The sequence below is a fragment of the Methylocaldum sp. genome (assembly GCF_035627495.1).
In the GTDB taxonomy this organism is placed as follows: Bacteria; Pseudomonadota; Gammaproteobacteria; order Methylococcales; family Methylococcaceae; genus Methylocaldum.
On the sequence record NZ_DASPLO010000072.1, the window covers coordinates 15,676 to 28,256 of the forward strand.

At 54.7% G+C, this 12,581-nt stretch carries 8 protein-coding genes; 6 read left to right on the top strand and 2 right to left on the bottom strand.

All coding sequences use genetic code 11. The features are described from left to right. Nucleotides 1-205: 205 nt before the first annotated feature. Nucleotides 206-1,039, top strand: coding sequence for a L,D-transpeptidase family protein (locus VEB01_RS05795; protein WP_324873622.1), 834 nt, complete (start codon nucleotides 206-208; stop codon nucleotides 1,037-1,039). Nucleotides 1,040-1,056: 17 nt separating this feature from the next. Here the strand turns inward: VEB01_RS05795 and VEB01_RS05800 are convergent, their stop codons facing one another. Both VEB01_RS05800 and VEB01_RS05805 read right to left on the bottom strand, forming a co-directional pair. Continuing rightward, entirely contained in the window at nucleotides 1,057-4,152 is a 3,096-nt protein-coding gene (locus tag VEB01_RS05800) for a discoidin domain-containing protein (protein WP_324873624.1), read from the bottom strand. Between the two features lie 150 nt (nucleotides 4,153-4,302). Further along, on the bottom strand, nucleotides 4,303-4,476 hold the full coding sequence (locus tag VEB01_RS05805; RefSeq protein WP_324873626.1) for a hypothetical protein: 174 nt from the start codon (nucleotides 4,474-4,476) through the stop codon (nucleotides 4,303-4,305). Nucleotides 4,477-5,055: 579 nt separating this feature from the next. Between VEB01_RS05805 and VEB01_RS05810 the strand changes: the two genes are divergently transcribed. From VEB01_RS05810 to VEB01_RS05830, 5 genes are all read left to right on the top strand, one after another. Next, on the top strand, nucleotides 5,056-6,867 hold the full coding sequence (locus tag VEB01_RS05810) for an ABC transporter ATP-binding protein/permease (protein WP_324873628.1): 1,812 nt from the start codon (nucleotides 5,056-5,058) through the stop codon (nucleotides 6,865-6,867). 35 nt (nucleotides 6,868-6,902) lie between these two features. Next, nucleotides 6,903-7,499: a transglycosylase SLT domain-containing protein gene (locus tag VEB01_RS05815; protein ID WP_324873630.1), complete on the top strand. Its 597-nt coding sequence runs from the start codon at nucleotides 6,903-6,905 to the stop codon at nucleotides 7,497-7,499. Between the two features lie 47 nt (nucleotides 7,500-7,546). Beyond that, nucleotides 7,547-9,748 carry a bifunctional 23S rRNA (guanine(2069)-N(7))-methyltransferase RlmK/23S rRNA (guanine(2445)-N(2))-methyltransferase RlmL gene (rlmKL, locus tag VEB01_RS05820; protein ID WP_324873632.1) on the top strand — a complete coding sequence of 734 codons (2,202 nt, stop codon included), beginning with the start codon at nucleotides 7,547-7,549 and terminating at the stop codon, nucleotides 9,746-9,748. Nucleotides 9,749-9,766: 18 nt separating this feature from the next. Beyond that, nucleotides 9,767-10,048, top strand: coding sequence for an acylphosphatase (locus VEB01_RS05825; RefSeq protein ID WP_324873634.1), 282 nt, complete (start codon nucleotides 9,767-9,769; stop codon nucleotides 10,046-10,048). A gap of 553 nt (nucleotides 10,049-10,601) precedes the next feature. Next, nucleotides 10,602-12,512, top strand: a complete 1,911-nt coding sequence (locus VEB01_RS05830; protein ID WP_324873635.1) for a DCC1-like thiol-disulfide oxidoreductase family protein — start codon at nucleotides 10,602-10,604, stop codon at nucleotides 12,510-12,512. Nucleotides 12,513-12,581: the final 69 nt, after the last annotated feature.

A 12,581-nucleotide genomic window follows, 5' to 3' on the forward strand; every position in this document is an offset into this window, starting at 1 on the left:
GGAGTCGCCGGCCGCGCGCCGGAACACGAAGCCGCTGGCGAAGCTCAAAGAGGATATTCGAGCCGGAATGGAGGAATTGAAAGCGAGGGATTAGAGATCGGGCCTTGAGGTTTTCCGCGGGAAATGGGTTAAACTTTTTTCAACGGCCCGGATACGCGTGACGATGGGCGCTTGATCAGCAAGAAACATTTGGCGAGTTCTGTGCATGGAAACGAAAAGTATCGTCTTGTTATTCATCATGACGGCCTTTTTGACGGCGTGTGCCGGAAACAGTAAAAAAACCGTGCAGATGGCCGCCAAACCTATTATGAAGAAACATCACTCGGTTGTTAGCCAGTATCCCATGAGCCTGCCGCCCCCCGTCGTCGAATCCAGAATGCGAACCGTAGAGGACGTAGTCAACAATTTCGGCCCGTACGCAACGGGGCAGCTTAAACCTTATTTCCGGAAAGCCGGCGTGGCATACCCGCCACGGGAAGTTACGTTCATCGCGCTGAAGCAGGAAAAGAAACTCGAGGTTTGGGCCAGAGACGGGGGCGAATTCCGTTTTATCCGAGACTACGACGTCAAAGCGGCTAGCGGCGTGACCGGACCAAAGCTGTGGCAAGGCGACAAACAGGTTCCTGAAGGGGTGTATCGCATCGTCGGACTGAATCCGAACAGCAACTATCATCTGTCGATGAAGTTGAACTATCCGAACGAGTTCGATTGGTTCCATGCCCAGCGTGAAGGCCGTTTCGATCCGGGCTCGGACATTTTCATCCACGGCAACAGCGTGTCCGCCGGTTGTCTGGCCATGGGGGATGAAGCGATTGAAGAACTGTTCGTGCTTACAGCGCAGGTCGGAGAAGAAAACGTCAAAGTAATCATCGCGCCGCGCGATCCACGCCTTTTGCCGCTGGATCCTGAGGGTTACGGGCTGCCGTCCTGGACGCCCGAACTTTACAGGATGATAGCCGCGGAGATGGAGGGCTTCTCCGATGCGGTAAAGGTTTCGAACAACCGGCCGTTCTATCCGGCGAGTTCGCCGCTTCGGTAGCGGTTCGTCACGTATCTTCAGAATCCGATGATAATCCCGACGGGAAGCCGGTCGACGATCGCAGTTTCTGCATCAAATGACTCGCTCCTCTCTCCATTAACCTCGACGTAGACGATCGGGCGCGGGAGCGGCGGCCTGATAACGATCCCGCCTGGAGGGAAGACGATAGTGCCGGACAAGTCCAACAACGCCTTGTCGTGTCCCACGAGACGTAAGCGATAGCTGAGTTTGCCGTAATGAGTCGGCAGATTCTCGACGGCCACTTCGAACCCATCGATCAGCCAATCCTCGGAAATCCCCGCCGCAATCACCAGCGAGCGGTCCGCCTCGCGCTCGAAGGCGAACATGCTTAGGAAGGAGAGAACGTATTCGGCGCTAATCCAACTGTGAGGGATATCGCCGATATGTCCCGGCGTCTTCGGATCGCGCCACGCAATCTCGGGCCATTGATTCCAGGGCAAAGGACGCCGGTCGGCCAAAAGGAAGTCCACTAACTCATGGGCGCTGCCGCGCATTCCGAGATGCACCAACGCTCCGACGATACGTACTTCATAAGGCGAGTAATTGGTCCAGTCGACGCTGTCGGAGCGCCGTTCGTGGAATTTGGCCAGGTACTCTTCGAACGTGCGGGTTACGGCGGCTTCAGGGAGGTTGTGCAGTTCGTCGATCGGCGCGATGGCGGCGGCGGTGGCCGTAGGGTCGAAATCCGCCCATTCCACCGAGCCCGGTATGAAATCGATATCACGCTCGTTCATTGTGGCGTCGATGGACGCATACAGAGTTTCGCGGAAAGAGTCCCGCAAAGCCTGAATACGGCTTGCCTGATCTCGATCGTCGATAATCTCCGCCATGTCTACGGCGTCCTTGAGTCCCCGGAGCGCCCAAAAATCATCCCAGTAAGCATGGACGGGGTGGGCCAGATAGCCCTCGTGACTGGCGGATTCCGGCAACAGACCGTAACAGACCCGTTTCTCCGGCATCTGAAACTCCGGCGTGAGTCTTTGGCTGCGCAAGGCTTCGATCCTGTCCACCGACTTGAGGATCGCCGGCCACAACTCGATTAAGAATTCCCGGTCATTGGTAAAGCGATAGCACTCCATGACGGTGTAGATGAGTTCGCCCTGGCTGTCGTATTCGGGTAGCCAATCGGGACCGTTCCGATCCACGCAGCAGGGTACATTACCGTCTTCCGCCTGATAACCGGCATACCATCGGATGAAGTCCTTTGCCTCTTGCGCGCAGCCCATCCTGAGCAACGCGGCTGCCATGATGGCTCCGTCCCGTATCCAGGAGCGGGTGTAACGCCGAGGGCCCGGTTGCAGCGCAGGTCCGTCGCGATTGATCAGGATGTGAGCAGTCGCGGTTTTCAATGTGTCGACGAAGTGTTGTGCCTTCGGCGGCAGGCGAATGTCGAGATGATTGAGTTTTTCTTGCCAATCGCGCCTGGCGGCATCGAATAAATCCGCCCCGGAAACCGATTGAAGCAGCATTTCGTTCGATCCATCCGGTTCGGCCTCGGCCGAGCCAAAAGGTATCGCAAGATAAATCTCATGAGCGAAACCCGGAAGAAGCTCGAGATCGTAACGAAAGGCGCCGGATGCATAGCCGAAGGTATCGATTACCGTGGTGCGAGGTGGTACGTCGCCGCGCTTCAGATAATCCGTGAGAGTGCCCTGGGCGAATGCGGTGGCTCCAAACCGGCTTGGAGTGCTTAAGGGGATGACACGCTTGCTGCGGTTAACGAATACTGAGCCGCCAACGTAAGCGAGTTCCCGGACCGGGCTGACGCCGCCGAAATCTTCAAAAGCCTGCCAGGGCGGTGTGACCTGGAACGGACGCAGGGCGGCAAAAAAACGCACCTCGCGCGCGTTTTGTCCGGTGTTCTCGATTCGGTAACGGGCCAACAGAACAGGCATACCCGATAGGTGGGCGGCGAACAATGTGGTTTTGAGGCGAAGATTGTCTTTATTCCAGACGGACGACGGGATCGGCAGATGTCCGCGCTCCAATTCCTGCTCACAGGAGTCGTCAGCCCAAGTGATCAATTGGCCGTCGGTATACAAAAAAGGCTCGATGGAAAATGAGCCTTTGTCGACTTCGATCATGCCTTCTTCGTTCAGAAGTCCCGACGTCGTGGTTTCTCCGCTAACACCGGCCGGTGACCAGTAGGTTTGCTCTCCAGACAAGTACTTTGGATAAAGTCCTCTGGCTTCTTTTTTGGCGATACTCTGAAAGAACGCATTGATGGAGCGGGAAAATTCGTACGGCTCGATTCCGATGTGGACGATGCCGACTTCGCTCGTAGCATTGCCCAGGTAAAGGCGTAGATAGCGTGAGGCGGTGCCGGGCAAGTAAACGTAGCTGCTCTCGGTTTCGACTCCGGACGCGGAATAAACTGTTCTCCAGACGATTCCGTCATTCGAAATCTGGATGTCGAAGTCCCGAGTTGGAGCGGTGGGTTCCCATTCGACGGTCAAACCGCCGTATTCACGTTCGGTATGAAAATCGATCAGCAACCATTCTGCTCGGTGCGAGGGTTCGCTTCGCCAACACGTTTCGGCGGAGCGTTCCAGGACCAACTCAGGCCCGTAGCCCGGCAGGGCGCTCGATGCTCGAACGGTAGGCGCGGCGTCGGGGGTGAGATCCTCAAACCGCAAGTCATCGATCCAAACCGTTCCTTTGCCTCCGGGACCCGCAGCGATCACGAACTCGATAGCGCCCGCCTGGCGCATGGCGCCGCCGCCCAAGGGTCCCCAGGCGAATTCGATTTGGCTGCTTTTGATCCGTATGGATCGCCAATTTCGGGGGAAGTCGAAGCGATCCCGATGAAACCACCAGACATTCCGGCCGTGCGAGTCGACCAGCTTGAACTCGAACTTATTGGCGGGAGCAGCGCCACGGACGGTGAAGTTAAAGGCGTAACTTTCCGGGAGAGCGAGTGAAAACGGTTTGCGCGCCACAACGAAACCGCCACCGCCCTTGAAATCGAAATCGAGCCTCATGGCTCTGCCGTGAGGTCCTTTGTCCTGAGAGATTATGACTTTGGCCTGTCCCGAGGCGATGCCGGTCCAAGCCGTTAGATCTTCAAAACTATCCAAGAGCTCGGTTCGCATCGGGGTGTTCGTCAAGGGGCGCTAGAGTCTACAGGCTGTGTGCTTAATCTCCGTTAAGCTTAACCGATTACGGCGATTATTCCGCTTGTGGCGCTTCAAGAACTCTCTTTGGAGCCGTTCATGAAAACTTCGGAAGCGACCAGAACCGGCTTATGGGGTCCTTGGGCCGATGTTCCCGGAATTTCGCGCGCGGTTCGCGCTGCTAATTGTTTCCGCTTCGTCAAGAATTCCCGATACGTGCATCCGCAGGATGCATTTCACATGCTTCCATAGCGTGGCGAATGTTGGTTTGCTCAGTTCAGGCTCGATGACTTTGGTGGCCATGACATCCTCCTCCGAATTCACGTTAATTCACCCGGACGTTCAATTCTTGGGCGACTCGTCGGTGGCGGCGAATCGTGTTCAAACTCCTGTACTTCGACCGGCTAGGCTGTTTAGTCCGGCGCCAGCCCTGGTAAGGGATAAGGCATGGCGTGTGCCAAATGTCGAACCGGTTCTAGGTAGCAGTGTAGTGGATTGTGGCAGATTGGATATTAATTACCGATTGATGCCTGGATAGAGGATGGTTATTTTTGTTAGTTCTGACAAGTAAGGTCAAAGAGTGACAATCTTAGTCGAGACGACGATGCCCGGTCCCATGGATAACTCGCGGTCGCCAGGATGCTTCCTCGTGTTTCAAGCGGAGCCTCTGGCGATGGCCGCGCCAGCCGAACCCCTTGCGGGCGGTATGAGGTTTGAGTCACACTGCGGACCAAACTGAAATAGGATAACGGTGTTGCAACCCGGTCATACCAGGAGGGGGCTGGATAAAATCAATCTTTGTTTCCGATAAGTCTGCGTGCTTCTCGGAACTAAGCGCCGGGGAGGGATGGGATAGCGGCGGACAACGTAAAGACTATTGCTATGAGTGCAGAATTTGCGCAGATTAACCGGCTAACCTGGGTTCGTTTCGTTCGGGGCATCAAAAGCTTTGTCGCTTCCGAGGTAGGCCACAAGGCCGTTATGCTGTTCGCCGGCTTGATCGCATTCCTGTTTGCGATCAATGGCCTGAATGTTCTTAACAGCTACGTCGGCCGTGATTTCATGACGGCTATCGCGGAACGAAATTGGGACGGGTTCGTGTGGCAGGGCGTCGTCTATGTCGGCGTCTTAGCGGCCTGTACCGTGGTCGCGGTTTTTTACCGCTTCACCGAAGAACGCCTGGGTCTGCTTTGGCGGGATTGGCTAACCCGGAGGTTCGTCAATATTTATCTGCAACATCCTACCTACTACCGACTCAATGATCGGCTGATTGCAAACGGGGAAATCGCCAATCCGGACCAGCGTATTTCCGACGATGTGCGAGCATTCACGGTTACCACGCTTTCCTTCGTACTGATGCTCCTAAATGGCGCTTTTACCGTGGTGGCTTTCTCGGGCGTAATGTGGTCGATCAGCCCTTTGCTGTTTGGCGTAGCGGTTGTTTATGCCTTGGCCGGATCCTATCTGACCATTAATTTCGGATATCCCCTCGTCGGATTGAACTACAGTCAACTCGACAAAGAGGCCAACTTCAGGGCGGATCTCATCCATGTCCGGGAAAACGCCGAATCGGTGGCGCTGTTGCGCCGGGAGGGCCGGGCTAGAGCCCGAATCCTGCGTCATCTCGATCAACTGACGGCCAATTTCCGGCAAATCATCGATGTGAACCGTAATCTTGGGTTCTTTACCACCGGTTACAACTACCTTATACAGATCATCCCCGCCTTGATCGTGGCTCCGCTTTTCATCCGCGGGGAAGTCGAATTCGGCGTGATTACCCAGGCGGCGATGGCGTTCGCTCAGCTCCTGGGCGCTTTCTCGCTGATCGTAACCAATTTCCAGTCGATTTCCTCGTTCGCCGCGGTCATCGCTCGGCTGGGTTCGCTCGCGGAGGCGATCGAACAAGCGCAGACAACACCGGTGCCGACAGGCGAAGTTTGCGCCCATCGTCGTCGCACGTCGGAGTGCCCTCTCTGCGCCGAAAATCCTGTCGCTCCGTCGGCTATCGAGGTTTGCGAAAACGATGGGTTGTTGGCGTACGAGCATTTGACGCTGCGTTCATCCGAAGATGGCCGCATCGTAGTCAAGGACTTGTCCATTTCAGTTCCCGCCGGAACACGGCTCCTTGTTTACGGAGAAGACGATACCGCGAGGGTTGCGTTGTTCAAGGCCACCGCCGGTCTTTGGGAAAAGGGCGAGGGCCGGATTATTCACCCGGAATTGAATCAGATCATGTTCCTTCCGGAGCGCCCTTATCTTCCGCCCGGAACGCTCCGCGAATTGCTGCTTCGCACCGGTCAGGAGTTCGTGATCGGCGAGGAACGGATCCTTGAGGTTCTGCAGGCATTTGATCTGAAGCCGGTACTAACCCGAGCCAGCGGGCTGGATGCGGAGCAGGATTGGGATAGCGTTACGTCTCTGGCCGAACAACAATTGATAGCTGTAAGCCGCCTAGTGATCGCAACGCCGAAATTCGCCTTTTTGGACCGTATCGACACCGCTCTCAGTTCGGAGCAGGTCGGGAAAGTGCTGGATATGCTCACCGCCAGCGGCATTGCCTACGTCAATCTCGGCGGCCCGCACGACGGTCTCCGTTATTACGATGCGGTGTTGGAATTTGCCGCGAATGGTGAATGGACATGGAAATCGCTTCGATCAGAGCAGAAGGTTCCCACGGAACAGTCCACCGTCTGATGGATTGCCGGGACGTTGGAACCCACGCGGTTCTGATGAAACGTGCCGTTTTCTTTCTCTTTATGGCTGTGCTGACGGGTTGTGCGACGGCCCCGCCGAAAAATCCATCGAATTTGTGCTCGATTTTTTTCGAAAAAGAGGATTGGTACGCTAGCGCCAGGAACGCGCAACGCCGTTGGGGAATACCCGTGCCGGTCCAGATGGCGATCATCAACCAGGAATCGAGTTTCGTCGACGACGCGCGTCCGCCGCGCTACCAGCTTTTAGGGATCTTGCCGCTGTGGCGGCCATCGTCGGCCTACGGCTACGGTCAAGTCAAGGACGAGACTTGGGAGTGGTATCGGATGAAAACGGGCAACGGTTGGGCGGATCGCGACGAATTCGAAGACGTGGTCGATTTTATCGGCTGGTATGTGCATCAGAGCTATACGCGCCTCGGAATCGCCAAGCAGGATGCCTACAGCCAATACTTGGCCTATCATGAGGGCCAAGGCGGGTTTCAACGTAAGACTTATCTTTCCAAGCCTTGGTTATTACGGGTTGCCCAGCGCGTAGCGGCGAACGCTGCCCGCTACCGTCGACAATTAATCACCTGCCAAGCTTCTCTGGAAAGATCGCTGGCGAGCGACTGATCCTATTTTCTTACTATCCGCTTTGCGCGGCCTTTCAGACATATTCAATGAATCATTCTCAGCGTTTTTTTGCGACCGCTCCGCTCGGTATGGAGCTTCTTCTGGCCGACGAGTTAAGAGCACTAGGCGCGGTGGACGTGGCCGAGACCCGCGCCGGAGTAGACTTCGGCGGCGAACTCGAAACGGCTTATAAGTCGTGTTTGTGGTCTCGGTTGGCCAACCGGATTTTGCTTCCGCTTGACCGTTTTCTCGCGGCAAGTCCTGAGGCGCTTTACGAAGGCATCCGCCGCATCGAGTGGAGCGCTCATCTGGATTCGCAATCGACCTTCGCGGTTGATTTTGTCTCCAGCCGGTCGAAGATCAACCACACGCTGTTCGGCGCTCAAAAGGTCAAGGACGGGATTGTCGATTACTTCCGGGAGCATTACGGTATCCGCCCGTCGGTGCGTCTGGACCGGCCGGATCTCCGGGTGAATGTTTATCTGGATCGGGATTTCGCGACGGTAAGCATCGATCTTTCGGGTGAAAGCCTCCACAAACGCGCTTATCGGCGGGAAGGGGGTAAAGCGCCGCTCAAGGAAAACCTGGCAGCGGCGATTTTGCTGCGTGCCGGATGGCCTAAGATCGCCGAGACCGGAGGGCATTTTATCGACCCCATGTGCGGCTCGGGCACTTTGCCGATCGAAGCGGCGCTCATGGCGAGCGATTTTGCGCCGGGACTGCTGCGGCCTCATTTCGGTCTTTTCGGCTGGAAAAAACATGACGGTGCGCTCTGGCGGAATCTGGTGAACGAGGCGGAACGGCGTTGCGAACAGGGTTTGCCAAAACTTCCTCCAATCGTCGGGTACGACGTCGACCGGCAAGCTGTCCGGATTGCGCTGGAAAACATCGAACACGCGGGGCTTAGAGGCTACGTGCACGTGGAGCGCAAGGCCATGGCGGATGCTCGCCCCCGTCACCAGTTTGGTCTGATTGCCGTCAATCCGCCGTATGGCGAGCGTTTAGGAGACGAGAAGACACTGGTCCCGCTTTATACGGAGTTGGGGGAGACGCTCAAGCATCATTTCTCCGGCTGGAAGGCGACCCTACTGACCGGTAATCCGGAGTTGGCGTTCAAACTGGGGATTCGAGCGACGCGCTATTACACACTGTACAACGGTGCTCTCGAATGCCGGCTGTTCAATTTCGATATCGAGCCGGAGCGTTTTTTCAGCCCGCGCGAGCCCGAGCAGTTGACCGAGGCGCAACGCAAAACCCGTGAAATTTTTCGGAAAGCCAAGATCGTGGATACGGCGGAGGGCGGGGCGGAGATGTTCGCCAACCGCTTGCGCAAGAATCTCAAGAATCTTGGGCGCTGGGCGCGGCAAAGTGGAATCCGCTGTTACCGGCTGTATGACGCCGATCTGCCCGAGTATGCCGTCGCCGTGGATGTATATCAGGGCGAGCGGACCTGGGTTCATGTGCAGGAATACGAAGCACCGTCCAGCATTGATCCGGTCAAGGCCGAAACGCGGCTGATTCACACTGTGGCGGCCATTCCGACGGTGCTCGAAATTCCGCCCGAGCAGGTTTTTCTCAAGATTCGCCGGAAGCAAAAGGGTTTGGCGCAATATGAGAAACAGGCCGAGGCGGGACGGTTTTATTTGGTAGAGGAGGGCGGATGGAGGTTCTGGGTCAATTTCGAGGATTATCTCGATACCGGGTTATTCCTCGATCATCGCATCACGCGCCGGATGCTTCAGGATTGGTCGGCGGACAAGCGGTTCCTCAATCTGTTCGCTTACACCGGAAGTGCCTCGGTATATGCGGCAAAAGGCGGGGCCTTATCGACCACCACGGTGGATATGTCCCGCACCTATTTGGACTGGGCCGGGCGTAATCTGGAAGTCAATGGAATTGGGGGCGGTCGCCACGAACTCGTTCAGGCGGATTGTCTCGAATGGCTCGATCAGCCGTCACGAGATAAGCGGCGCTTCGATTTAATCTTTCTGGACCCGCCGACCTTCTCTACGTCCAAAAGAATGCAACAGACCTTGGATGTGCAGCGTGATCACCCGAAGCTGATAGGGCAATGCATGGACCTCTTGGCGCCGGGCGGATTATTGGTTTTCTCCACCAATTGCCGCAAATTCAAACTCGATGCCGAAGCGCTGACAGGCTTGAAGTTGGAGGATATCAGCCGCAAAACGATTCCGAAGGATTTCGAGCGCAATCCGCGGATTCATTATTGTTGGACAATCAGTCGCTGAGTTTTGCGGAGTGTATCGATGACCAGACGGGTTCATGTTTTCGTATCGGGTTTGGTTCAGGGAGTATTCTTCCGGGCGGTTGCTTGCGAACGTGCAACGGCCTTGGGAATTAAAGGTTGGGTACAAAATCTTCCGGACGGCCGGGTCGAAATTCTGGCGGAGGGTGCTTCGGATCGTATCGCCGAGTTCCTGGACTGGTGTGCGAGTGGCCCTTCGCGGGCAAAAGTCGATTCGCTGGAAGTGATTGAAGAGACTCCGATCGCCGACTTCATCGCCTTCGAGGTGCGCAGACGCTTTTAGCCCCCGGCAGGCCGGCGGTAGCGCCCACTTGCCGCAACGTGGAGCTTCCTAAAGAGAGGACAAACACGTGTGGCCTTGACTTTTTAATCACTAAAACTTGGTTAATACCGTCGCCAAAAGGTTACAATTTGAGCGGTTGTACCGCGAGCGAGCAAAGCTGATGGCTCTCTCGGAGACGCTCTCGTGTTTCGGTGCTCAACCCGGACGTTATTATCTGATCTGGATCAAAAAGCTGATTCTAAATCTTGATACAGTATTTGCCATGATTAAGTGGGATACCAGTTCGCCAAGGACAAAATACCGAATGGGCTTAAGGCACTGGAGGACGCTCCGCGTACACGCCGGCCGCTGACCGACACGTTCTTTGCCGGTGAATGGGACAAGCCATTTGAATAACACGCTTTATTATTGTTGCAAATAAAAAAGCCTCTAACGAGTCGCCTTTTTCCCTCGAACCCTTTCTGTATCGAATCGCCGGTTCCCTTGTCACGCAGGATAGTTTTACCGTTCCGTATTCCGCTCATAGCTCTCCGTTAACCGTAATATTCAAGCAATGTACCGAAAACTGCAAACATTGGTCGAGCAGGGACTTGCCAAGCAAGTGCCTGCCATCGGTCTTGGTGCTTTCCGAATTGGTTTCTCTTTGGTAATACTCCAGGAAATCATTTTCCTGTTTTACTTCCGGCATTTGATTTTCGACCCGGTACCCTTTCTCGATAGAGCCTCGCCCATACTGCACTTCTTCCTCCTTGTTTGGGCCGCTGTCGCAGTGTGTCTGGTCGTGGGCTATCATACCCGAAGGGCGGCGGTCGCTAATTATATATTTTGGGTAGTTTTCGTCGTTTTCACGCCCATGTGGCAGGATTTTGACGGAGGATTCGATCAGTTGATGACGGGATCGAGTTTCCTGCTGATATTCTTGCCTACAGAGCGCGGGTTATCCCTGGATAATCTCCGGCTCAAACTAAGGCATTCGACACTGGAGAGCCGGTATGAACCGCATGGTCGAGTGTCCGTTCTTGCCTATTATCTTCCGCTTGCCATATCCCTAGGACTGCTCTATCTGGACTCGGGTATCCATAAACTCTCATCTGAATTCTGGCGTAACGGGATGGGGCCGTGGCTTCCGCCGACGATGCCTTATTACATGTCGGCTATCGACATGACTCTATTATTGAATATAAAAACTTTGGAGATGTTTATCGGCTACACGATAATTGTTTTCCAATTTTTGTTTATATTTTTGTTTTGGTTCCGTCCTTTTCGTATTCCGCTTTTAGTTACCGGAACGCTGTTCCATACCGGAATAATTCTTTCGCTCAATATATATCCATTCGGCTTCGGGATGCTGGTCCATTATTTATTACTGGTTCCCTTTGGCTGGTGGCGTAATCTGAAGAAGGTTTTCCGGTTCGAGCAACCGAAGCTCACCGTTTTCTATGATCAACAATGCCCGTTGTGCAACCGCACCGTAATCATTGTCCAGCACTTCGACATTCTCAAAGCAATCGACTTCAAGGGCTTACAGAGTTACGCGCGAAAATACCGAGAACTCGATTCGATCCCTGACAGCGAGCTTTTGCTGGATCTTTATGCTTTGGATGGCGAACGGCGCTTGTATTCCGGATTGGATACTTATATCCGCATATTGGTCAGCATGGGATATACCTCACCAGTCGGTTGGTTTATGGGGTTGCCGGGCATCTATCATTGGGGAAACCGGGTTTATCGCCAAATAGCGGATCAGCGAGAACGCGTGGTCTGCAATGAGGCGTGTGCGGCCCCATCGGTTCCGCTTCCGTTGGATGAACATCCTTTTGCGAAATGGTACGAACGGTATGCCGCGACGGGCAGGCAACGAGTGCAGCGTATTGCAAAGTTCCTGGTTGTAATACTGATGCTCCAACTAAACAGCACGATTCATTACGGCGTCTTGTACCGCTGCGGAGAGGCCTGCGATATCGGCGCTGCCGGACGATTAATCGATCACCTCAGCAATTCGGTCATCAATTTTTCCCATGCCTTTCTCGGGATAACGCCCCATGCTCTTTACATGCACGATCATTTTGCCGGCTACAATCATATCTTGGCCATAACTTACAAGGACCAGGCAGGCCGCGAGCAATGGCTGCCGTTTGTAAACGAGGAGGGCAGGCTGGTGGCGCCGAATTGGGGCCGCGTCCAGTCGATGTGGGCAAATGTCGCTGTGACTTCTCACATGAATCAGGAGCGTTTGAGTAAGTTCTTGAAAAAGGTTACGGCGTTTTGGGGTACCGAGCTCGGGCTGGATTTATCGAACGCTGAATTTCTCGTCAAAATGAAAGAAGTGCGAGTGCCCATGGATTGGGAAGACGATCTGCGCCATAGGAATATCGCTCAGCCTTGGCTTGATATCGGAAAAATCGTTTGGCAACGCGGAAGTTTTCGCGCTGAACTTCCGAATATCGATGTAGAAGCCTTGTGATGGTGTTCTAGCCGCCGGAAATTTATAAGCCTTTAACAATCTTCGACAGTTTGCGCGTATAAATCATAA